We start from the raw sequence: 23,496 nt of genomic DNA on the forward strand, positions 1-23,496 counted from the left end.
TCCGGCCCATACAAAAACTCCTTCCTAGGAAGGCAAGCTTTAATTATTTGCTTGTCTACCCAAGAAGGAGTATAGCCATCATGATGATCGGCCTTTTTGTGTGGTGAGCGGCAGTTTGTCAGAAGCAGTTGACTTTTGTGGCAATTAATAGAATAATATTGAGAGCGTTTCTCATAATCTTAAGTATTGTTAATATAGGAGGTCACCAATGCGTCAGCTGTTCACGCGGATGCTTCAAAAAGAAGATCCTAGTGTTTATGAAGATAAAGATTCACACCTTAAGCGAGTATTAGGGGTCAAAGATTTTTTAGCCTTAGGCGTCGGTACCATTGTGTCAACGACGATTTTCACCTTGCCTGGGGTCGTGGCAGCTGACCATGCAGGGCCTGCGGTTGCCTTAAGTTGTTTAGGCGCCGCCATCGTCGCGGGTTTGGTGGCTTTCGCTTATGCCGAAATGGCTGCGGCAATGCCATTTGCTGGTTCTGCTTATTCATGGATCAATGTGGTGTTTGGTGAAGTCTTCGGTTGGATCGCCGGTTGGGCGTTGTTAGCTGAGTACTTCATTGCCGTCGCGTTTGTGGCTTCAGGACTATCTGCGAATCTACGAGGGTTGCTGGCAAGTTTTGGACTAGTGGTCCCGAATGCGCTCGCCAATCCGTTCGGTCATAACGGCGGGGTGATGGATCTGATCGCCACTGTGGTGATTTTGCTAGTGGCATGGTTATTATCACGCGGGGTCAGTGAAGCAGCGCGAGTTGAAAACATCTTAGTTGTGTTGAAGGTGTTAGCGATTTTAGCGTTTATCGCCATTGGGTTAACGGCAATTCACCCAAGCAACTACACCCCATTTATCCCGGCATATCACGTGAACGCAGACGGCTCGTCATTTGGTGGTTGGAAAGGGATCTATGCTGGGATGAGCACGATTTTCCTCGCTTATATCGGTTTTGATTCAATTGCGGCTAACTCTGCAGAAGCTAAGAATCCAGAAAAAACGATGCCTCGTGGGATCATCGGCAGTTTGATCGTCGCGGTGATTTTGTTTATGGCCGTATCGTTAGTGTTAGTGGGGATGTTTAAATACTCTGCATACGCTGGCAATGCGGAACCTGTCGGCTGGGCATTGCGTGAATCTGGCCATCGCTTAGCGGCAACTGTCATCGAATCTGTGGCAGTGATCGGAATGTTTACGGCTTTGATCGGAATGATGATGGCTGGCAGTCGCTTGTTGTACAGCTTTGGTCGTGATGGCATGTTGCCAAAGACCTTAGGCAAGCTCACAGCGAAAAAAGGCCAACCAAATCACGCCTTGTTGGTGCTGACGGTGATCGGTGTGATCATTGGGGCGCTATTCCCATTTGATTTCTTATCTCAATTAATTTCTGCTGGGACTTTGATCGCCTTTATGTTTGTGAGTTTAGGGATCTATCGCCTGCGTCCTCGTGAAGGCAAAGACATCGCGGATCCCGCCTTCAAAATGCCTTGGTATCCGGTGATGCCAGCATTAGCCTTCATCGGTGCATTGATCGTCTTTTTAGGCTTAGACATCCAAGCTAAGCTATATTCTGGGGTGTGGTTCATCATTGGACTGATCGTTTATCTCGTATATGGGATGCACCATTCGGTTTTAGATAAGCAAAAGTAAGTTCAAAACAGACAGTCATTGTGCATGACTGTCTGTTTTCTTATCTGACAACAAATGTATCCGATTGCATCTACGCATCAGACAAAAAGGTGATACAATAACAAAGAACGATTGGCGTTCACTATCTTTTTTGCTATCGAAAGCTTAGAAACTCATCACAATCTCATTTTATGTGCTAAACTATCATAGTATCTTAATCAAGAAAGGTGACAAAACATGACAGAAGCAACTGACTATATCGCAGCAGTTCGCGCTAAAATTGAACAACGCGATCCCAATCAACCAGAATTCCAAGAAGCGGTATCTAACTTCTTTAAAACCATCACCCCAGTATTTGAAAAACACCCTGAATACATCAAGGCGAATGTGTTAGCCCGGATCACTGAACCTGATCGTGCCATTCAATTCCAAGTGCCGTGGGTAGATGATGCGGGAAACATGCAAGTGAACCGCGGCTTCCGCGTTCAGTTCAACTCTGCCATCGGCCCTTATAAAGGTGGTTTGCGTCTGCATCCTTCTGTTAACTTGTCGATCATTAAATTCTTGGGCTTTGAACAGATCTTTAAGAACTCCTTGACTGGCTTGCCGATCGGTGGCGGCAAAGGGGGTTCGGACTTCAACCCTAAAGGCAAATCTGACAATGAAATCATGCGCTTTTGCCAATCCTTCATGTTGGAACTCCATCGCCACATCGGTTTAGACTTGGATGTCCCAGCCGGGGATATTGGTGTCGGCGGTCGTGAAATCGGCTATTTGTATGGCATGTATAAGCGTCTGCATGGTGCAGAACGCGGGATCTTAACGGGTAAAGGCTTGAGTTATGGCGGTTCTTTGGCGCGTACTGAAGCCACTGGTTACGGGTTGTTGTACTATACCAACGCCATGCTCAAAGAAAATGGTCAAGAACTTGCTGGCAAACGGATCGTGATCTCTGGTGCCGGCAACGTGGCGATTTACGCCACTCAAAAGGCTGAAGAATATGGCGCCAAAGTCCTCACTGCTTCTGATTCTAACGGTTATGTTTATGATGAAGCTGGGATCGACTTTGAATTGTTGAAGCAAATCAAAGAAGTCGAACGCGCACGCATCAGCGAATATGCCAAGCGCAAAGCCGGTGCGGAATATCACGAAGGTTCTGTTTGGGATGCTGACATCAAATATGATGTGGCATTGCCTTGTGCCACCCAAAATGAAATCAACGGTGAACAAGCAGCCAAGCTCCGTGCGAATGGTGCCATCGCCGTTGCTGAAGGGGCGAACATGCCATCAACGCCTGAAGCAATTGCCGATTATCAATCAAATGGCATCTTCTATGGTCCTGCTAAAGCGGCTAATGCTGGTGGGGTTGCAGTTTCCGCTTTGGAAATGGGTCAAAACTCTCGTCGCGCATCTGACAGCTTTGAAACTGTCGATGGCGAATTAAAAGACATCATGGAAACGTTGTTTGCTAATTCTGTGGCAGCGGCCAAAGAATATGGCGTTGAAGGCGACTACTTGGCAGGCGCTAACATTGCCGGCTTCACCAAAGTTGCCGATGCGATGACGGCTCAAGGCTGGTAAAACCTTGAAAAGATCAGCAATTGCTGATCTTTTTTTCTTTGGGATCACAGCTGTCATCAGTTGGGATATCAGTTCTCCCTTGCAAAATATTAGGTTTATGTTGGATTCTGTGGTATACTGAGTTCAAGTAATTAACAGAAGCGAGAATTGTTGTGTCATGCATGATGAATTTTCCTTTCGAGATTACCGTTGTTTGTCACTATATTTAGGTTTATAAAGGAGATTCATCACTATGCAACAAGGCACAGTTAAATGGTTTAACGCAGACAAAGGCTACGGCTTTATCACTGGTCAAGATGGCCAAGACGTATTTGTACACTTCTCCGCTATCCAAGGCGACGGTTACAAGACTCTTGACGAAGGCCAAGCTGTTTCCTACGACATCGAACAATCCGATCGTGGGCCTCAAGCTGCTAACGTTAACAAGCTGTAATTTATAGCTTTTAACTTGAAAAACCGCTTTGACATTCGTCAAGGCGGTTTTTTTAATGGTTAAATTCAGTGACGTTGTCGATGATCTCAGCGATTTGTTGCGGGGTTTCTTTCGCACCAGTCGCCAACCACTGGGAAATCACTTGAATGGCGCCGCTGAAGTAAAACTCAAAATAATAATTTAAGACAGCAGGATCTGTGATGTCAAAGCGAGCACTGTAGCGACTTAAGGTTTGGTGACGCATTGGCTTTAAAATGGTTTGCAACACTGGACTATGTTGGAGATTTTGTAAAATGATCGCAGTGGCGGTGTCTTGTTGTTTGATCACAGTCAACACTTGCGGTAGCCACGTCATCAAAGTGGTTTCATCACCGATCAATGGGCTCACTTGTTGCGCGAGATCATGTTCAATGTCGGCAAACAAAGCAGCGGGATTGTCGTAATGACTATAAAATGTCCCGCGGTTGATATCAGCAACTTGGCAAATGGTGGTGACTGTGATGTTTGCGAGGCTGTGATCTGCCAGCAAGGTCAATAAAGCAAGTTTGAGTTGATTGCGGGTTTGTTGCACCCGGCGATTGTTTTTAATTCCAACCATGACTATCCTTTCGACACTTATCTCTAATCTGTTCAATTCATAACATTGTGGTGAATATTTGTGGTTGAGGTCATTTTCTCACAGCGGGATAATAAGCACAATGACGTAATCAGAAAGGGTGGAAGTAGCGTGGCATATATCGAAGTCAAACATGAATATAAAACCTATCAAATGGGCGAAACTAAAATCGATGCCAATCATGACTTGAGTTTTGAATGTGAGCAAGGCCAATTGACGGTGATCTTGGGCCCTTCTGGCGCCGGTAAATCTACCGTTTTAAATATTTTAGGTGGGATGGATACGCCAACCAGTGGTGAAGTATTGATCGATGGCGTGGATATTGCCAATTTCTCTGATAAACAACTCACTGAATATCGTCGCCATAGTGTTGGCTTTGTCTTTCAGTTTTACAACTTGGTGCCAAATCTCACCACCAAAGAAAACGTCGAGCTGGCCAATTCAATTGTTTCAGACGCCTTAGATGCAGAAGAAACTTTGGTGAACGTTGGGTTAGGCGCGCGCCTTGATAACTTCCCGTCACAATTATCTGGTGGGGAACAACAACGTGTGGCGATCGCCCGGGCCTTAGCGAAAAATCCAAAACTTCTATTATGTGATGAACCAACTGGCGCCTTGGATTATGAAACGGGTAAACAAGTTTTGCAGTTGCTTCAAGATGCTTCTCGCAAAGATAACAAAACCGTGTTGATCATCACTCATAATGCTGCCTTAGCGAAAATGGCTGATCGTGTGATCCACATCAACGATGCCAAAGTCCGCTCAGTGGTTGATAATCCGCAACCGACACCAGTTGCTGAAATCGAGTGGTGATGCCATGAAACCAATGACTAAAAATCTTTGGCGTGAGATTCGCGCGTCAAAAGGTCGCTTCATTGCGATCATTTTAATTATCTTCATGGGGTGTTTGATTTTTGTTGGGGTCCGCGCCGCAGGTCCTGGACTGAATGAATCACTGACCACCACGGTGCAAAAAGCGAAACTCAGCGATGTTCAGTTGATGAGTACCACTGGCTTTACGAAAAAAGATGTCAATGCCGTGGAAACTGTTTCAGGCGCTCAAGCAGAAGCCACGAAGTTTACCTATGTCACCGGTGGCCGTAATGCACTGGCGGTTGCATTGTATGGCTATGATCGACAAGCTAGTCTCAATCAGTTGACTTTGCGTGCTGGGCACTTACCACGTTCCAAGACCCAAGTCGTGTTAGATTATCGCGCAAAGTCTGAATACAACTACAAGTTAGGTCAAACTTTCACCTTTGGTAAAACCAGTGCATTGAAACATCGCACCTTTACGATCGTTGGCTTTGCAGACTCACCGCAATATATCGACAATGGTTTGCGAGGCGCTGCGAATGTTGGGGATGGGACAGTCAGGTTTTTTGCTTATGTGCCCCAAAGTCAAATGACGATTCCTGCCAGTTTGTTGTCTGTGCGCTTTAAGGCGATTCAAGGGCATAATACTTATGCTGACAGTTATCAAACCGCACGCGATAAAAAGCTTCGACAGCTTAAAACCATTTTTAAAAAGCGTGCCTTGACGCGTAGCAACGATTTGTATCAAGAGGCTTTGGCCAAAATCGCGCCGCAAGAAGCAAAGCTGACTGCGGCAAACCAACAACTGAAGCTTGCCCAGGCCCAAGTCGCGCAAGCTAGTGGTGGTCAAATGACGACCACACCTGCGATCGATCAACAGTTAGCAACGTTAAAAGTAGCGCAAGCGAAATTAGAAGCTGCTAAAACCAAGGCCAAACAACAAACCAAAACCACCTATACCTATCAAGATCGTTCAGACTTACCAGGCTTTTCGGCCTACGGAGAATCTAGCGAGCGGATCGCCGCAATCGCAAATGTCTTTCCAGTCTTCTTCTTCTTGATTGCCGCTTTGATCACCTTTACCACGATCACGCGGATGGTGGAAGAAGCCCGTGGACAAATTGGGACCTTCAAAGCATTAGGCTATGGCAAATGGGCCATTGCGAAGAACTATTTGGAATATGCTTTGATCGCCGCGCTAGTCGGTGGGGTGCTTGGCTCAATATTTGGTAATGAAACTTTGCCACGGTTTATTCTCGCGTTGTATGGGCAAACGATTCCCATGATCGCAACTGTGCGCATGCAATGGGGGTCGCTTGGATTAGCGCTGGGGTTCTCCTTGATCGCAACGGTTGGCGCCGCAGCGTTTGTGGTGCGGCGCGAATTACAAGAAGGCCCAGCGGCATTGATGTTACCTAAAGCCCCGAAATCTGCCAAACGGATCTTACTGGAGCGGATCACGCCGTTATGGTCGCGTTTAAACTTCAATCAAAAAGTCTCCTATCGTAATTTGTTCCGGTATAAAAGTCGAATGGTGATGTCGATCATCGGGATCGCCGGCGGTTGTGCGTTGATTCTAACTGGGTTTGGGATCCGCGACTCGATTATTGCCAGCGGGACTAGGCAATACGGTGATATTGTCAAATATCAAGCAGTGGTATCGTTGAAAGGCTCAGCCCAAAAGGCTCAGTCTGTCTTAGCAGACGATGCCAACTATCGCAGCAGTACCAAAGTGATGGCCAACACCGCCAAAGTACGGTTTGGGGATGAAAGTGTTGCCTCAGTCAACGTCTTTACGCCAAAAACTGGCGATTTTTCTCGCTATATTCATTTAAGCACGCCCAAAGGCCAAGCAATCACACTCCCGAAACAAGGGGCAGTGATCTCCCAGAAAACTGCGACATTGCTAGGAGTCAAAGTCGGCGATCGTGTCTCAGTGACAGTCACTGGTGATCAACGCGTCTCACTTAAAATTGCTGCGATCACCAAAAACTACATTGGCGATTACTTGTACCTCAGTGCTGACGCCTATCAAAAGGCATGGCATCAAGCCGCAACTAGCAATGCTTTACTAGTTCGGTTGGCACCGCAAAGTGATCACCAGCGCAACACCTTGGCGCATCGTTTATTAAAGTCTGGTACCGTACTTGGCACCAGTTTTGTTGCCGATCAAAAAACCACCATCGACAACATGTCTAGTACCTTGAATCCAGTGGTGATGATTTTTATTGTGATGTCAGGCTTGTTATCATTTGTGGTGATGTACAATTTGACCAATATCAATGTGTCTGAACGGATTCGCGAGTTATCAACAGTTAAAGTGTTAGGGTTTTACGATCGGGAAGTGACGATGTATGTCTCACGTGAAAATATCGTTTTAACCTTGATCGGGATCATCTTTGGCTATGGCGTCGGTAATGCGTTGACGTGGTACATTTTGCGCCAAGCAACCACAGCACAGGTCATGTTCCCACTGACGATTCATTGGCCAGGTTATGTGGCCGCTGCTGTCTTGATGGCAGTTTTCACTGGTGTGGTGATCTTAGTCACACATCGGCGTTTGCAACATGTCGACATGGTATCCGCATTAAAAGCCACAGAATAGCAAAATCGCGGTTAACTTCCGAATGGAGGTTAACCGCGATTTTGCGTCTATTGAAAGTCAAAGGAGGCCAATTGATCTTCAACTTGTTGGATCTGGTCATTGACAGTGGCGATTTTTTCTTTGATCGTTTCTAAATCATCACCTTGGCTGCTGTACCCTTTATAATAAGCAGTCATATAATCAACATTTTCGAGTTGTTCCAGTTGTTGGTGCAAGTCGCCTAACCGAGCAATCAAGGTATCTTCATTCATTTGCTCACCTCTACGCTAATGCATTGGGGCTTGGCAGCTGGGGGCCATGTTCCTCACGGGCGTTGACCCAATCATCGTTATCCCACATTTCTGTGGCGCGGCGTCCGCGGAAATAATCCCATTGTGATTCAATTTCCATTTCGATCATGGTACCGTCTAATGCGAAAGTGACCCAATTGTAAGTGCCGTTTTGGTGACCGAATTTAACCCATAGCACCGGAAAAACCACGGTTTCTCCGGTGGCGTTAATAAAACTGCGTCGTTGATCTTCCACCCGAATAAAACTTAAACCTTTGGCATACTCAGCATCAAGCTGTTGAAAAAGCTTAAGGGCTTGCGCTGGTGCTTGCTTTGTCGATAAGCGATCACTTGCTGGGACAACAGTGAGTTGTTTGAGGCTCAAAACGCGGTGATGATCAAAGATACCGATAATCCGTGGCCCATTTTCTTGAAAAACGCCGAAAGGTTGATAACGCAACATTAACACTGGATCACCATTGCGTTGGACCGTTTTGCATGACACCAATTGATAGGTCGACGGTATTGAGATCACACGGTTCATTAATTTTTCTTCGTTCATAACAGTCACTCCTTTGGTGCATCTGCCATTTTCTGGAGTAGCAACTTAAACTGAGCTTGTTCGTCAACTGCTAAAGGGGCAAGAAATTGTTGTTGCGCTAAGGCAAGACAATCAAGTAAAGCTGGGCAAATTTCAGTACCTGAATCAGTCAAGGTTAACACAAACCCACGACGATCATTGGGATTGGCGTGTTTCGTGAGGTAGCCGAGGTCGATGAGCTGCTTGACGGCGCGGGTGACATTGCTGGGGTTGACCCCAGTGAGCTGAACCATGCGTTCTTGAGGCATCGGGCCAAATTGATGTAACTTGATCAAATAGTAATAAAGGCTACTGGAAAGTTGGTAGCGCGTTAACGTTTGATCGAGAATTTGGATATAACGGCGACTCAACGCTGGGAGATCTTTAAGCGCGTCATTTGATTCAAAGGTCATGAATATTACCTAGCCTACATTTATTATTTGCTTGCGCAAGCAAATAATAAAGCTAACTATGAATTTTGTCAAACGATTGGCGCAAAAAAATTGTCACCCACGAAAAATAGCCGCTAATTGCGGCAATTTTTGGTTATGTACCTGGGCGTGATAGCGGGTGACCGCCTACCCAGGTAGAGGTAGCATAGTATTTTAGAGTCAGGTGCCAAAACGTTGTGGACGTTTTCGGTCTGCACCGGTGCATAGGTGGCACATCGCTTGGCAGGTCGACCGACGCCGCCAAACTGTGACTTCACACATCGAGTCGCGTTCAGTGCGGCCGCACCCCGAAGTCTCCGTGATTCATCATGGTTATAACTTAACAGGAAAAGCAAACGGATTCAATAACGAAATGAGTACGATGGTGAGCAAACGGTCAGATGAATGATTATCGTTGGAACGCGACCAAAAATAAAATTTAATTTATTTTGAAATAACAAAAACGTCTGACAAATTGTTTGAATTTTTGTCAGACGTTGGATGTTTTAAAACCCTCGCATTTGAGTGAGCGGCCAATATCGCCAAATAACCACTGATTCAAGTTCAGCTTTTGAAACGAAACCAAAGCCACGACTATCATAAGAAACCAGTCGATTATCGCCCATGACAAAATAGTGCCCAGCAGGGACTTTCTTGGCGCGGGTGGCTTTTAATTGCGATAAGGAGAAATTCGCTGTGAAAGTTGCAGCGGCGTGTGCGCGTTGAAATTGCTTGAGTTCTTGCTTGGCAAATGCAGTTTTGAGGTAAGGTTCATTGACACGTTGGCCATTGATCCAAAGTTGGTCATCGACGACTTTGATCGTATCACCAGGCAAGCCGATCACACGTTTAATGAACAAAGCATGTGGCGCCACTGGTTCGGTTAACACCACAATATCAAAGCGTTTAGGCGTTTGATGTTTGATCGACACCAGGCGCTCACCAGATTGCAACGTCGGCTGCATGGAGGTGCCATCGACAATATCATTGGCGATGAAATACCGCGTCCCACTAAACACCGCGATGAAAACGACGACTAAAAGCAATAACCACCGCCAAGTCGGTTGATGTTGTGACGCCATAGATCACCTGCTTTCAGGTTTACACCAAAATTCGTTCTGCATTCGTTTTCAAGCGTACCACGTCCTAAATTAATAGTCACGCATGTTTCAAGGTGATCACTTTAGTGGCGACGCGTTTAACAAAGGCTTCATCATGTTCGACAAACAAAATAGTTGGTTTTGCAGTTAAAATGCTTTCAGCAAGCTGATCTTGATTGAACAGATCTAAATAATTCAAAGGTTCATCCCATACATATAAGCTAGCTGGGGTGACCAACGACGCGGCTAAGGCGACTTTTTTTTGCTGCCCCATTGAAAGTGATTCGATCGGGGTGTTGAAACTGCTGCGTTCAAGACCGAGTTTCTTTAAGTTGTTCAATAAACTTTGGTAATCAAGGTGTTGCTGTTCTGCAAATACTTTCAACGTCCCTGACGCGTGATTTTGTTGCCGGACCCAGCTCATACTCAAGTCAGGATGGGTGAAAGTCCCGGACATCGTACCAGGAAATTGATCGATCAATGCTTCGAGTAACGAAGATTTTCCGATGCCGTTAGGGCCGACTAACGCGACGCGATCGCCTGGTTTCACATCAAAGCTAACAGGTTCAAATAACGTTTGGCCATCAAAACCGACGGTAACTTGATCGGCATGCACGTAAACTGGGTGGTGGTCAGGTACGACTTGAATCGTTAACGGGTCAATGGTTTCGATGCTTTTCAATAATCCAGATTTGGCTTGAATTTCTTTATCCATGCGGTGTTCTAGATTTTTCCGTTTTTGCATCATCCGAGCTGAACGCGCGCCGATAAAGCCGCGATCAGGGACGACGGCAGAGTTTTTGACATGGCGATCACCAAATTTGGTTTTTTCTCGGGCATTAGACCATTCGGCTTTTTCTTGCGCGGTTTTGTTCAAACGGGTGATTTCATGGCGCAGTTTTTGATCTTCGTTTTGTTCTTGTTGATCTTGATTGGCTTTAGCTGTGGCATAGGTGGTGTAATTGCCTTGAAATAATTGAATCTGTTGGCGATCGATCGCTAAGACATGATCACAAATATCATCGAGAAATTGGCGATCATGGGAAACCACGATGAAGCCAGACTTTTGTTGTAAATACTTGGCGACTAACGCGCGACTGGCAATATCCAAATGATTGGTCGGTTCATCGATTAAGGCAAACGCATTTTGATCGACGAATAATAACGCCAAACGGACTTTGGTTTGTTCACCACCAGATAATGATTGGTAAGGCCGCCATAATAAATCAGGATCCATTCCTAAAAGGTTCATTTCCCGCTCGAGTTGCCATTGTTCAAAATCTGCGCCTGCTTGTAGTGCATAAAGCGTCAATTGGCTAGGATCGGCGATCGGTTGGGGGAAATAAGTCAGTGGGGCTTTGGTGGTGATGGTGCCTGTGTGAGGGAGTTGCCCTAACAGTAATTTAAGCAAAGTGGTTTTGCCGCGACCATTGCGGCCGACTAACCCTAAATGCCATTGGGTGTCGAGGTTGAAGCTGGTGTGGTCAAATAATGGGGCTTGACCATCATAAGCGAAGTTTAATTGATCGATCGTAATTGTAGACATAAGTTGAGTCCTCCCAATTGACGATCTGCACACAAAAAGGCCTAGTATTCACTAGACCTCAGGAAAGTGTTCCCCGAGGAAGTCAGTCATTGTTGAAAATGCCGAGACTCCGCCTGTTTGTGGCAGATCAGATACATTTCAGCAATGGCTTACTTCAACGGCTTCACTCTTTTCGTAATTTGATATGATAAAAGTTATCATCAACACCAGCGCTTGTCAAGTTTACAACGCTTGGGCGATCGGTAAATTACCATTGGCGATTTTGATGGTGGTGCGATGTTGGTCAGATTCGATCGCTTCAACGAGCACTGTGGCAACATCTTGGCGGGTAATGGTGTCTTCCCAAGTCGGATCAAATTTAATTTGGCCAGTTGGGGCATCGTTAGTTAACGTCGTTGGTTGGACGATCACATAATCTAACGTGGTGTGGTGCATCAACCATTCATCAGCGTAGTATTTGGCAATGTAGTAATCATTTAAGCTGGCAGGCCATAATTTCCGGTCACCGGCGTTTAACGTCGATAATTGAATGAAGCGAGAAATTCCTGCCAGTTGGGCAGCTTCCATCGCTTTAACCGCGCCATCAAGATCAACGGCTAATAAGGCTTTACCACGGGAACCGGCGGCAAAAATCACGGCATCGCAACCTTGCATCACGCGGGCTAACCCTTCAATGCTACCCGTTAAATCACAAGTGACAGCTTGCATTTCACTGGAGGATTCAGGGGCTTGAGTCGCTGGATCGCGGTAGCCGGCAACGACTTGGTAATCATTTTCTAATAAGGTGTCGATCACATGTTGGCCCACTTGACCGTGAGCACCGATAACAAAAATTTTCATAATTTCCTCCTAAATCATAGCCAAAGGGACATGGTGCAACGGTTTTGGAAATGCGGTATCGATCAACGCCAGTTCGTCTGCAGTGAACGTCACCTGCATCGCGTTAAGATTGGCTTGAACATGATCGAAGCTTGAGGCTTTAGGAATCGCCAAAACATCGTGATGGCGCCAAGTCCATGCTAACATGAGCTGGTGCGTGGTGATGTGTTTGGCAGTGGCAAGGTCTTTTAAATCTTGTGGTAAAACGATCGTATTCCCGGTGCCAGAATTAAATGGTGAATAGCCGATCAAACTTTGACCATGCGCTTTTTGATAAGCGCGCAAGTCGTAATCGATCCCGCGGGCCTTGAGATTATACAACACTTCATTGGCGGCGATCCCATCACCATATGGCAGGCGGGCCGCTTCTTTGAGGTCGGCGACATCAAAATTGGAAACGCCGTAAGCTTTGATCAAACCGGCTTTTTTCAAAGCGGCCATGCCAGCAAGGGTTTCAGCAAGTGGGGTGTTACCACGCCAATGATATAAGTAAAGGTCCAAATAATCGGTACCTAAACGCGTGAGGCTAGCTTCCAAAGATTTTTTCATTTGGTTGGCAGTGGCATGCCACGGATAAAATTTCGAAATCAAAAAGAGGCGATGACGATCATAAGGGGCAATGGCTTGACCGACTAAGGTTTCGGCAGCGCCTTCGCCATACATTTCCGCCGTGTCGATCACGGTGATACCATGATCTAAACCATAACGTAATGCCGTCAATTCTTGTTGACTTCTGGCAGCATCCCCTTCACCTAAATACCAAGTGCCCATGCCTAACGCTGGCACTGCCGTATCGCATAAATCAAATGTGGGTAACATTGTTCACCTGCTTTCTGAGTGTCGTTAACTTCAGTATAGCGTAACCGCTTCCGACTGTTAAATCATCACTGCAGAAAAAAGTGTGGGATTATTTGTTAGCAACGGTATGGGCTTTAGGGGCTTGATCGCCAGCGTTGAAGGCCTGAGCAAAGCTGGTAGCAAAATCAGCAAGTTTAACGTGGCCGTTGATCACAGGTTGGTTGGCGAGATCAGCATACATTAATTCCGGGTGCCGTTGATGTTGAGTGCTTGCGACAAAAGGTTTGACGATACTTTCAGGGATCCCAGCATGACGTAAGTTTTCGGCGTATTGGGCGTCTGAGATCTCGACAAAGTGTACGTCAAACCCTAATGCTTGACTGAATGCATCAATCATGTCGGTGCCAGTGAAAGTATCTGAAACCACATAACGGATCGTTTTCCCTGCTGGACAGTTGGTGATCACGTCATAAACGACGTCTGCGATATCGCTTGGAGCCACCATTTTGCGGGTGATTGCCGCTGGAATATTGGCATAAAGCGTATGATTTTGATGCAAGGTCGCGAGGTTCGCAAATAAATTATTGTAAAATCCGACTGGCCGGACAAAGGCTACATCTGCCTCAAGAGTGCTTAAGGCGTCTTCAATGAAGTGATAAGCATATAAGGTGCCACTGTCAGGATCTTGCGCGCCGATACTGGATAAGTTGACGACTTGTGGGACTTTAGCAGCTTTGACAGCGCCTGCAAAAATATCACCTAGGCGTTTGGCGCTGCCAAATAAATCTGGATCGGTGCCTGAAATCATCAGGTATACAACATCGGCACCTGCAAACGTCTGCGTTAAAAAGGCTTGGTTGGCCATGTTGCCAACTGCAGGGGTTGCGCCGAGGGCTTGAATTTGCGCGGTACGTTCTGCGTTTGAGGTGATGACGGTGACTTGGTGTCCTGCTTGAACCAAACGTGGGATGACGAAGCGATTGATATTGCCAACAGAGCCTACTAATGTGATTTTCATGGTGAGTCTCCTTTTAACGGATAGGATTATCTTTTTAACTTCGTCATCATAAAAGATAGACTTATCTTTGTCAACTGTTGTACACTTTTTTTATGCGAACAAAAGATGAAACCAAAGCAACCAAAATTTTAGACGCCACTGCCGCCATTATTTTAAAAGATGGGGCCGCCGGCGTTTCCACAGTGAAAGTCGCCAAACAGGTGGGGATCTCGCAATCTAACGTGTATTTGTATTTCAAAAATAAAGAGGCGTTGCTGTTGAGCGTCTACCATCGCGAAATCAAACGAATTCAAGCGACTGGTGATTTAAAGCGGGTGGCAGATGAAAGCTTGCCTATCGAGGTCCGAGTAAAAGCTTATATTCGTGCGATTTATCAAGATGCCATGCGCCATCCGGATGGCTTGACCTTGATTCAGCAGATCAAGTTCTTATTCGGTCAATACGACAACAATCCTTTTTTGAATGAAGACAACACCCAAAACTTGGTGACTGAGCTATATCACAGCGCGCAACAAAAAGGCGCGTTAAAAAACGCGCCGATCAGTGTGTTGATGTCATTGGTGTTCTCAGTGATCCATACTCATTCGCTGAATGTGCAACGCGGCGTGTATGCTGCAGATGCGTACTCTTTTGACGATATTTTTGCGGTGATCTGGCAAGGCATCCACGCTTAAGGTAGTTGTGCTTGCACATCTCGAACGATCATCAATTCCTCATTAGTCGGGATCACCCAAGTGGCAACTGAGGATCCTGGGGTCGATAAGTCGACTTCACGTCCTCGGGCAAGATTTTTGGTTGGATCGATCGTCGCGCCTAAAAAGCTTAAGTGTGCCATGATCTTCGCCCGCATTTCACCACCATTTTCCCCGACGCCACCAGTGAACACTAACGCGTCAACGCCGTTCATCGCAGCAGCAAAACTGCCGACATATTTGGCGACGCGGTTGGCGTAAATCGTTAAGGCGAGCTTGGCTTGGGGATTTTCATTTTCCACGGCCTCTAAATCGCGTTGATCAGCAGACAATTGCGACAAGCCTAGTAAACCGGATTTGTGGTTTAAGATCTCGATCAATTGATGAATATCTTGCAAGTCCAGCTGATCCATTAAGTAGGCTAATAGGCTGGGGTCAATGTCCCCGCTGCGGGTGCCCATGGTGACACCAGCGAGTGGAGTGAAGCCCATGGAAGTATCGATGACTTTACCATTTTGTACAGCGGTGACACTGGACCCTGAACCTAAATGCATGACGATCAACTTTTCAAAGTCAAACAATTGGGCCGCGCGCTGGGTGACATAGCGCACCGAAGTCCCATGGGCACCATATTTACGCGCGCCAAAACGTTGGTAATAGTCATAAGGAATGCTGTATAAATAGTTTTCTGGTGGCATGGTTTGATGAAAGGCAGTATCAAATACTGCCACTTGCACTGCCCAAGGCATTAAGCGACTGAAAATTTCCGCATATTTCGCTTGGACTGGGTTATGTAATGGGGCAAAGTGGCCGAGTTCGGTGATGTCTGCTAACACTTCCGGTGTGATCTGCACACTTTGGGCGTAGTGTTCACCACCAGCCACGATCCGATGGCCAACGCCTTTGATTTCATGCAAATGCGCGACGAGGTGTAAGTCTTTCAGCCGTTCCATCACATCAACAACAGCTTCATGAAAGTCTTTGATCGGGGTATCGAATGAAAGTTTTTGATCGGCGAATTTGACTTTGACCGTTGAGCGCGCTTGGCCGAGGCGATCGATCAAACCGCTAGCTAAGACTTGTTCTTCAGGCATCGCAAAAAGTTTCCATTTTAAGGTGGAACTGCCAGCATTGATCGCAAGAATTTTTGGCATCAGGCGCACTTCCTTTTTTGTTGATTAAAGCCATTATCACATGCGGATTAAAGCGCTGTCAATTTCTGGGTTAGGCTTAAAAATTGTGCCTGGTATCTTCCCGCCGTATACTTAAATCAATGGAGGTGCAACATGACAAAAATCGTGGTACTCAATGGCGCTGTGGTGAATTATGATCACGCGATGGACTGGCAACAACTTGGCGAAACGGTCAAAGTTTTTGATCACAGCACAAATGCGCGGATCGTTGAGCGCGTCCAAGACGCAGAGGTGGTGGTGACCAAAGAAATGCCGCTACCAGGTGAAATTGTGGCGCAGTTCCCCGATTCGGTGAAATTAGTCGTGGAAGCCGGCACCGGCTACAATAACCATGATTTGGATGCCTTGAAGGCTAAACACATTGCTTTGGCAAATGTGCCAGCTTATTCTACCGAACGTGTGGCTGACACAGCATTGATGTTGATGTTAAATCTTGCCAGCAGCATGCAAATTCAATTGGCGATGTTAGCTCACGGCGACCAACGCAATTTCTCCGATCATTTAATGGTGCCGCATGTTGAACTCAATGGTAAAACTTTAGGCGTCATCGGTTTTGGTCACATTGGCCAAGCTTTGATCAAAATTGCCCAAGCGATGGACATGAAGATCTTAGTGGCCACGCGTACCAAACGTGACGATCGCGACGGCATTCACTTCACCACTCAAACAGACTTGCTACAACACAGTGATTTTGTATCGTTGAACTTACCATTGACGCCGCAAACCACACATTTGATCGATGAATCAGCGTTACAGTTGATGAAACCGACGGCCTTTTTGATCAATACTGCACGCGGTGGCTTGATCGATGAACCAGCGTTGATCAAGGCGTTGCAACATCATGACATTGCTGGGGCAGGCTTAGATGTGCAAGCAAGTGAACCATTAGCAGCGGATAGTCCGCTATTTCAATTAGACAACGTGATCGTCACCCCACACATCGGCTGGCGCGGGTTAGAAACGCGACAACGGTTAGTTAAAATCGTGGCAGACGATATTTCGGCTTTTGTAATTGGAGAATCTTTGAATCGAATTTTGTAGTGTGAGTAGATACTCACTGAGATTTGCGGTACACTACTCCCAGATGGAAAAGAGGGATGTTATGAGCCGCAAACAACGGATACGCCTGATCGCTAGCGTGATTGCCATATTGATGTTGGTCGTGGTGATTTGGCATTATTGGCACAGTTTAAAAGGGATCACTTCGTTTAACCGCGCAGAGTTTATCACGATGTTTCGTGGTGCCGGGCTTTGGGCAGTGGTGCCGCTGATTTTGGTATTAGCGGCAGTATCGATGATCCCAGGGGCTCCCAATTCAGTGATTGCGGTGCTTAACGGGGTGTGTTTAGGGGCACCGCTGGGATTTGTGGTGAACGTGATCGGTTTAACTGCAGGCAATTATGTCGGGTCGTTGTTGATCGATCACATCGAATTGCGTCACCAATCGCCGAAACGCTCGCGTTTATTAGATGATTTAATGAAGGCACAACATCCTAAACTTGGGGTTTTGTTGGGCTATAGTGTGCCGTTTGTCCCCAATACCTTGGTGCATTTAGCGGCGGGAGAATTGCACTTGCCACGTAAAGCTTGGAATAGTTTGATCGCCTTAGGGAGCTTACCGACCGCTTTCTTTTATGCCTTTGGTGGGGATGCGGCCTTGCGCCTGCGACCAGGGCGCTTGGTGATCGCCATCGGGTTGATCGCAGCCAGTGCGTTAGTGGTGGAGGTGATCCATCGTGATCGCAAACGTGAATTGAATGTGAAGTAACGTCGTCTGATTTTTAGGCGGCGTTTTTTTGTATCGACAATATACCAGAGCTTTACAAAATCACAAGAAGCTTTTCACAACCAACACATCAAATAGGTCAAATTTTTACACGGTGTCGATACACTAAGTCAGTATCATATGACAGCAACTTTATGGAGGAGACCATTTTGAAGATCAAACATATTCTGGCTGCCACTGCAGCTTTAAGCTTAATCGCCGTTGCGGCTGGTTGTTCCAGCAAAACGACCCATGCGGACAAAACCAGCAGTAAAACTTTGACAGTGGTGTTTTTGCCTTCTGAATCCAGCAAAGAAATGACGCCTGTGCGCACCGCATTATCCAAGGTTTTGCACAAAGCGACTGGCAAAAAAATCAATGTGCAAACGACTACTGACTACAACGTCGCCATTCAAGCATTGGCTTCTGGTAAAGCTCAGCTCGGGTTGTTAGGACCAGATTCTTACATCGAAGCACGCAAGCAAAACAGTGCCGTGAACCCATTAGTGACTTATTCTGGTGAATCAGGCACCTTAAAAGACGCTCATTACAACTCTTATGTGATGGTACCCAAAGCTAAAGCAGACAGTTACAAAGTCGGCGGTAGCTACTCATTGAAGACTGTCAAAGGCAAAAAGATCTCCTTTGTGTCTGCCACTTCCACTTCTGGCTTTGCGGTACCTGCAGGGGCGATCGCAGCGGCTAACGGCGTGAAGAAAGCCGACTTGCAACAAGGCGGTGGCTTCTTTGATAAAGTGCTTTACGGCCAATCTCACCCAGGTTCTGCCGTGAACTTATTCAACGGGGATGTGGATGTCGCAGCCTTTGATGATATCGATTTGGTCAACTATGGGAAATTCACCAATGACGCGACCAAAGCTGGGGCGATTTTCAAGATCAATGATGATGCGCCAGCGCCATTAGATAAAGCCAAAGGTCAAGAATCTGTAGCGATCTCGGTGGCCCAAGTGCAAAACGAACCGTTAGCGATCAACGACAAAACTGTTTCAAAAGCAGATCGCGAAAAAATCATTAAGGCACTGACTGCGCAATCGACGACTGATAACCCAATTTTCTTCTCCAAGCCAGATGCGAAAAAGCCAGGGTTGTTCACTCAAACTGGAAAAGTGCACTTCATGGCCATCAGCGACAAGTGGTATGCGCCTACCCACAAAGTCTTAGGAAAGTAAGCAAACGGCAGCGTCAAAGACGCTGCTTTTGCCGATCAGGCTTGGTCAATAAGTCTGATCAGCAAAGGCAAAATGCCTAAAAGGAGGCCCTTATGTTAACCGTTACCGCTTTATCCAAACGCTATACGCCAGACAAACCGTCGCTTCAAGACGTGAGCTTAGTGGCAGATGCTGGCACGATTACTGCCGTGATCGGACCTTCAGGTGCAGGAAAAACGACGCTTTTGCGAAGTTTGAATCAACTGCTGAAAGATGACGAAGGCACGGTGCAATTAGATGATGTTGATTTGCGGCAATTGTCTAAACGTGAGTTGCAAAAAGCCCGCCGTGACATTGGCATGATCTTTCAAAATTATAATTTGATCGATGCCCTCACGGTTTTAGAAAATGTCTTACATGGTTGCTTAGGGGCGAAATCCACCATTGCAGGGATGTTGGCGCATTACACGGCTGAGGAAAAACAGGCAGCCATGGCGTTGATCTCGGAAATGGGGTTAAGTGATTTTGCTTATACCGCTTGTAAACATTTATCTGGCGGTCAAAAACAACGGGTAGGGATCGCCCGAGCGCTGATGCAACATCCTAAGATGTTGTTATGCGATGAACCGATCGCCAGCCTTGATCCCAAATCGGCAAAACTGGTGATGGATATATTACGACGTTTAGCAGATGAGAAAGATTTAATCGTGGTGGTGAATTTACATCAAGTGGATATCGCCACAGATTATGCAGATCATATCGTCGCGTTAAATCATGGCCGTAAAGTTTTCGATGGCACACCGGCAGAGTTGAATGATGCTCAGATTCAAGCGATTTATGCCTAAGGAGGGTAACATGACGCCTGTCACTTTTTTCCGTCGCAAACAACAAGTAATGTTGTTCACCTTGATCGCCTTGTTGGTCAGCTATGTGGTCGCTAGCATCGCGTTAGGGTTTCAACAAGGCGCGTTGTTGCAAGTCCAAACCGGGTTTTTATGGATGGCGCAGAACTTTTTGCCAACGGCGACGTCGCTGAAGTTGTTGCCTGCGGTGTTGTTTCAATTATGGCGGACTTTCATTATTGCCACTGCTGCTGCTGGTGTCGCTGGTGTGATCAGCTTGTTGCTTGCGGTGATCGGGGCTAAAAACTTAGGGCAACGCCATGTGAGCATCAGCTTTTTCATTCGTGGGTTTGCATCGGTATTGCGTAATATTCCCATCATTGCTTGGGCGTTGATCTTACTGTTTTCGTTTAAGCAAAATGAACTGACTGGATTTTTAGCGTTGTGGTTGATGAACCTCGGTTTTTTGACTCGCGCATTTTTAGAAACGATCGAAGACTTTGACACTGGTAAACTCGAAGCGCTGATCGCCACTGGTACCAGTCGTCCAGTGGCGATCATGCAAGGACTGTTGCCTGAAATTGCGACCCCGGTAGTCGAGTGGCTACTTTATATGATCGAAAATAATGTGCGAGATGCGACTTTAGTGGGTTTATTGACAGGAACTGGGATCGGCTTCTTGTTTGATTTGTACTTTAAGTCGATCAATTATCCTGCTGCGGGATTAGTCGTGGTGGTGTTGATCGTGTTAGTGATCAGCTTAGAGTTGCTATCGACCCATATTCAAAGGAGTTTAACATGATCGATTCTGTGACCTTATCTCAAGAACCCACCCAAAAAGCCCCACACCCTGTTGATCGGCGGGCGCGAACCTTGCAAGCCTTCGTGATCGGCTTGGCGGTGATTTCGATTTATGGGTTGATTTCAGTGATCCCGGCACATTTTGACTTGTGGGCGGCGACAAAAGTCTTTATCGCTAATCTTCAATTGATGTTCTTTAGCCCTAACGTCGGCAACGATTCGCATGGGTTGTTGTTCCAAGCGTTGCTAGCCAGCATTGAACTTGCTTTTGTCACCACAGTGCTTGGCGCAGGGTTGGGGTTGGTGTGCGGGTTAGCGGCAGCCCAAAATATCGCGCCGAGTTGGTTATGCCTCACCACCAAAAGCGTCATGGCCTTTGTTCGGGCGATTCCAACGATTTTATGGGTGTTGATTTATTCCGTTGCCCTTGGCCTTGGTCCTAATGCTGCAGTGGTGGGGTTGACCTTCCATAGTGTGGCGTATCTCGCCAAGGTATTTGCTAACACCATTGAAGAAATCCCAGCACAAACGATCGAAGCGTTGCGAGCAGGCGGGTGCGGTTTGTTACCAGTGTTATGCCAAGCGGTATTGCCATCATTGGCATCGCGATTGTTGAGCTGGACTTTTATCCGTTTTGAAATCAACTTTGCCAATGCTGTCGTGGTTGGCGCTGCGGCTGGTGCTGGTGGCATCGGCTATCAACTGTTCGTCGCCAGCAATTTTTATTTTAATTTTCATGAAGTCGGGATGATCGTGTACTACATCTTAGCTTTTGTCTTTGTACTTGAAGTAATCTCGACCAAATTACGACACAAATTTATTGATTAACCCATAGGAGGGACCCATGGCAATTCAAGCAGTAGTTTTTGATTGGGCTGGCACCACGATCGATTACGGCAGTCGCGCCCCGATCGTTGCGTTTCAACGTGCGTTTGCACATTTTGGCATCGATGTCCCAGAAGCAGTGATTCGCGCCGATGTTGGTTTGGATAAAGCGGAACACATTGCAAAATTGTTTGCCCAACCAGACACTTGGGCCGCATGGTTGCACTCAGGGCATAACGCCGAACGCGATGTGGCGATTCAAGAAGTTTATCAACAGTTTCAACAAGAGATCCGCACGGTGTTAACCGAAACTGCGCAGCTAAAGCCTGGCATGCAAGCATTATGTGCCTATTTACAACTTAAGCATATCGCTGTCGCATCGACTTCAGGTTATACCGCTGACATGATCAAACAATTGCTGCCTTTAGCCAATCAACAAGGCTATCGCCCGACAGTTAACGTCACGTCTGAGTTAACGGCAGGTGTTGGGCGGCCACAAGCAGATATGTTGACCTTTGCGATCAAGCAATTGCATCTCGATGATCCCCAATCCGTGATCAAAGTCGGCGATACCGTCAACGATATTCTCGAAGGTAAAAATGCACATGCCATCAGCGTCGGGGTTGTTGTTGGGAGTAATTTAATCGGCATGTCAGAGGCTGAGTTCACAGCGCTGCCTGAAAGTGAACAATCTCGTTTGAAAGCCGCCGCTCGCGACACGTTCATCAAGGCTGGGGCTGATTACACCATTGATTCAATGGCAGACTTAATGCCGTTGATCGAATCTCTTGATCAAAAAGCGTTGCAAGTGCCGTTGTTATTGACGCCAGGGCCTTTGACCACTAGCGCATCAGTCAAAGAAACGATGTTAGTCGATCATGGGACTTGGGATGATGACTATAAAGTGTTGACCCAATCGATCCGCCAAGCGTTACTAGCCGTGGGCCATGCTGATCCGGAACTTTACACCAGCGTGTTAATGCAAGGATCTGGAAGTTTTGGGGTAGAAGCTACGCTCCAAACGGCAGTGCCTCAGGATGGAACTTTGTTGATCGCGATGAATGGGGCATACGGTCAACGAATGGCAACGATGGCGACAAGGTTGGGGATCAAACATTTGGATTTAGATTTTGGGGAAACGCAAATTGTTTCCGCAGAAAAAGTCCTCAATGTGTTGAATCAGCATCCCGAGGTGACGCATTTTGCCATGGTGCACTCAGAAACCACCACTGGGATCTTGAATCCATTGACACCACTGATCCCTAAACTTGTGGAAATGGGGATCGTGACGATCGTCGATGCTATGTCGAGTTTTGGTGGGGTGCCGATCGATGTGACCCAACTTGGCGTCGATTACCTGATTTCCAGTGCCAACAAATGTATTCAAGGAGTGCCTGGGTTTGCGTTTGTCCTAGCTAAGCAATTGACCTTGGCAGCCACTGAAGGCAATGCGCGGAGCTTGTCACTTGATTTGTATGATCAATGGACTTGCTTTGAAGCAGAAGCTGGCAAATGGCGCTTCACCAGCCCGACGCATACGGTATATGCGTTTCGTCAAGCGTTAAATGAGTTGATCGAAGAAGGTGGCGTCGCTGCTCGCCATACCCGTTACGCTGCCAATGAAAAGCAGCTGCGTGCCGGTATGTTGGCGTTAGGCTTTGAACCATTATTGCCGACAGCTGTGCAGTCGCCGATCATCACCAGTTTTAAATATCCTGACAATCGGTTTGATTTCCGCCGTTTTTATGAAAGCTTGAAGCAAGCTGGCTTCATTATTTATCCAGGCAAGGTGTCCAAGGCTAAGACTTTCCGGATCGGGAATATCGGGGAAATCTATCCAGAAGACATTCAACAGTTATTGGCAGTGATCGCCAAAATTGACGCGGTACCGTCAGCAGCAGTTTCACAATAAT

Annotated in this window: 23 protein-coding genes and 1 pseudogene; 14 read left to right on the top strand and 10 right to left on the bottom strand. The window is 46.7% G+C overall.

The features are described 5' to 3' along the window. The first annotated feature begins 208 nt into the window (after window positions 1-208). The 3 genes from EKM92_RS11795 (at window position 209) to EKM92_RS11805 (ending at window position 3,638) form a co-directional block, all read left to right on the top strand. Window positions 209-1,645: an APC family permease gene (locus EKM92_RS11795; RefSeq protein WP_125711044.1), complete on the top strand. Its 1,437-nt coding sequence runs from the start codon at window positions 209-211 to the stop codon at window positions 1,643-1,645. A gap of 216 nt (window positions 1,646-1,861) precedes the next feature. Beyond that, window positions 1,862-3,205: an NADP-specific glutamate dehydrogenase gene (gdhA, locus tag EKM92_RS11800; RefSeq protein ID WP_125711046.1), complete on the top strand. Its 1,344-nt coding sequence runs from the start codon at window positions 1,862-1,864 to the stop codon at window positions 3,203-3,205. Window positions 3,206-3,437: 232 nt separating this feature from the next. Beyond that, complete coding sequence (locus EKM92_RS11805) at window positions 3,438-3,638, top strand: cold-shock protein (protein WP_054716168.1); 201 nt, start codon at window positions 3,438-3,440, stop codon at window positions 3,636-3,638. 52 nt (window positions 3,639-3,690) lie between these two features. Here EKM92_RS11805 and EKM92_RS11810 read toward each other — a convergent pair whose 3' ends face one another. Then, a complete protein-coding gene (locus tag EKM92_RS11810; RefSeq protein ID WP_125711048.1) occupies window positions 3,691-4,236 on the bottom strand; it encodes a TetR/AcrR family transcriptional regulator in 546 nt (181 codons plus the stop codon). Between the two features lie 129 nt (window positions 4,237-4,365). On the opposite strand from EKM92_RS11810, the gene EKM92_RS11815 reads away from it, so the two are divergent. Together EKM92_RS11815 and EKM92_RS11820 are read left to right on the top strand one after the other, a co-directional pair. Beyond that, entirely contained in the window at window positions 4,366-5,067 is a 702-nt protein-coding gene (locus EKM92_RS11815) for an ABC transporter ATP-binding protein (protein ID WP_125711050.1), read from the top strand. A gap of 4 nt (window positions 5,068-5,071) precedes the next feature. Continuing rightward, window positions 5,072-7,675, top strand: a complete 2,604-nt coding sequence (locus EKM92_RS11820; protein ID WP_125711052.1) for an FtsX-like permease family protein — start codon at window positions 5,072-5,074, stop codon at window positions 7,673-7,675. Window positions 7,676-7,722: 47 nt separating this feature from the next. Here the strand turns inward: EKM92_RS11820 and EKM92_RS11825 are convergent, their stop codons facing one another. From EKM92_RS11825 to EKM92_RS11860, 8 genes are all read right to left on the bottom strand, one after another. After that, window positions 7,723-7,926: a hypothetical protein gene (locus EKM92_RS11825; protein ID WP_125711054.1), complete on the bottom strand. Its 204-nt coding sequence runs from the start codon at window positions 7,924-7,926 to the stop codon at window positions 7,723-7,725. A 10-nt stretch (window positions 7,927-7,936) separates the two neighbouring features. Beyond that, window positions 7,937-8,506: a hypothetical protein gene (locus EKM92_RS11830; protein ID WP_125711056.1), complete on the bottom strand. Its 570-nt coding sequence runs from the start codon at window positions 8,504-8,506 to the stop codon at window positions 7,937-7,939. Window positions 8,507-8,511: 5 nt separating this feature from the next. Beyond that, window positions 8,512-8,937: a MarR family winged helix-turn-helix transcriptional regulator gene (locus EKM92_RS11835; RefSeq protein ID WP_125711058.1), complete on the bottom strand. Its 426-nt coding sequence runs from the start codon at window positions 8,935-8,937 to the stop codon at window positions 8,512-8,514. 524 nt (window positions 8,938-9,461) lie between these two features. Next, a complete protein-coding gene (gene lepB / locus EKM92_RS11840; RefSeq protein WP_125711060.1) occupies window positions 9,462-10,037 on the bottom strand; it encodes a signal peptidase I in 576 nt (191 codons plus the stop codon). A 76-nt stretch (window positions 10,038-10,113) separates the two neighbouring features. Continuing rightward, on the bottom strand, window positions 10,114-11,601 hold the full coding sequence (abc-f, locus tag EKM92_RS11845; RefSeq protein WP_125711061.1) for a ribosomal protection-like ABC-F family protein: 1,488 nt from the start codon (window positions 11,599-11,601) through the stop codon (window positions 10,114-10,116). A 222-nt stretch (window positions 11,602-11,823) separates the two neighbouring features. Then, window positions 11,824-12,441 carry an SDR family oxidoreductase gene (locus EKM92_RS11850; RefSeq protein ID WP_125711063.1) on the bottom strand — a complete coding sequence of 206 codons (618 nt, stop codon included), beginning with the start codon at window positions 12,439-12,441 and terminating at the stop codon, window positions 11,824-11,826. A 9-nt stretch (window positions 12,442-12,450) separates the two neighbouring features. Then, on the bottom strand, window positions 12,451-13,299 hold the full coding sequence (locus EKM92_RS11855) for an aldo/keto reductase (RefSeq protein WP_125711065.1): 849 nt from the start codon (window positions 13,297-13,299) through the stop codon (window positions 12,451-12,453). An 88-nt stretch (window positions 13,300-13,387) separates the two neighbouring features. Then, window positions 13,388-14,296: an NmrA family NAD(P)-binding protein gene (locus EKM92_RS11860; RefSeq protein WP_125711067.1), complete on the bottom strand. Its 909-nt coding sequence runs from the start codon at window positions 14,294-14,296 to the stop codon at window positions 13,388-13,390. Between the two features lie 92 nt (window positions 14,297-14,388). Here EKM92_RS11860 and EKM92_RS11865 point away from each other — a divergent pair, with 92 nt between their 5' ends. Beyond that, window positions 14,389-14,970: a TetR/AcrR family transcriptional regulator gene (locus tag EKM92_RS11865; RefSeq protein WP_125711069.1), complete on the top strand. Its 582-nt coding sequence runs from the start codon at window positions 14,389-14,391 to the stop codon at window positions 14,968-14,970. Here EKM92_RS11865 and EKM92_RS11870 read toward each other — a convergent pair. Continuing rightward, on the bottom strand, window positions 14,967-16,142 hold the full coding sequence (locus EKM92_RS11870; protein WP_125711071.1) for an acetate/propionate family kinase: 1,176 nt from the start codon (window positions 16,140-16,142) through the stop codon (window positions 14,967-14,969). The two genes, EKM92_RS11865 and EKM92_RS11870, sit on opposite strands and share 4 nt — an antisense overlap. A gap of 132 nt (window positions 16,143-16,274) precedes the next feature. Here EKM92_RS11870 and EKM92_RS11875 point away from each other — a divergent pair, with 132 nt between their 5' ends. The 8 genes and pseudogenes from EKM92_RS11875 to phnW all read left to right on the top strand — a co-directional run bounded on the left by EKM92_RS11875 (window position 16,275) and on the right by phnW (window position 23,495). After that, window positions 16,275-17,222 carry an NAD(P)-dependent oxidoreductase gene (locus tag EKM92_RS11875; RefSeq protein WP_125711073.1) on the top strand — a complete coding sequence of 316 codons (948 nt, stop codon included), beginning with the start codon at window positions 16,275-16,277 and terminating at the stop codon, window positions 17,220-17,222. 61 nt (window positions 17,223-17,283) lie between these two features. Beyond that, entirely contained in the window at window positions 17,284-17,949 is a 666-nt protein-coding gene (locus EKM92_RS11880) for a TVP38/TMEM64 family protein (RefSeq protein WP_164509992.1), read from the top strand. A gap of 167 nt (window positions 17,950-18,116) precedes the next feature. After that, entirely contained in the window at window positions 18,117-19,136 is a 1,020-nt protein-coding gene (locus EKM92_RS11885) for a phosphate/phosphite/phosphonate ABC transporter substrate-binding protein (protein ID WP_225420804.1), read from the top strand. Window positions 19,137-19,228: 92 nt separating this feature from the next. Next, complete coding sequence (phnC, locus tag EKM92_RS11890; protein WP_125711079.1) at window positions 19,229-19,960, top strand: phosphonate ABC transporter ATP-binding protein; 732 nt, start codon at window positions 19,229-19,231, stop codon at window positions 19,958-19,960. Window positions 19,961-19,970: 10 nt separating this feature from the next. Then, the gene (locus EKM92_RS11895) at window positions 19,971-20,759 is read left to right on the top strand and encodes an ABC transporter permease subunit (protein WP_125711081.1); all 789 of its coding nucleotides are present in this window, start codon (window positions 19,971-19,973) and stop codon (window positions 20,757-20,759) included. Further along, window positions 20,756-21,586 (top strand): PhnE/PtxC family ABC transporter permease, encoded by an 831-nt coding sequence (locus EKM92_RS11900; RefSeq protein WP_125711083.1) that lies wholly within the window; start codon window positions 20,756-20,758, stop codon window positions 21,584-21,586. The genes EKM92_RS11895 and EKM92_RS11900 overlap by 4 nt, the downstream gene beginning before the upstream one ends. A gap of 16 nt (window positions 21,587-21,602) precedes the next feature. Next, window positions 21,603-22,352: pseudogene (phnX, locus tag EKM92_RS13790) on the top strand (phosphonoacetaldehyde hydrolase); the annotation flags it as partial. Next, window positions 22,353-23,495, top strand: a complete 1,143-nt coding sequence (gene phnW, locus EKM92_RS13795) for a 2-aminoethylphosphonate--pyruvate transaminase (RefSeq protein WP_225420807.1) — start codon at window positions 22,353-22,355, stop codon at window positions 23,493-23,495. It begins immediately after the preceding pseudogene. Window position 23,496: the final 1 nt, after the last annotated feature.

This window comes from Lacticaseibacillus porcinae (assembly GCF_003946305.1).
Classification (GTDB): Bacteria; Bacillota; Bacilli; order Lactobacillales; family Lactobacillaceae; genus Lacticaseibacillus; species Lacticaseibacillus porcinae.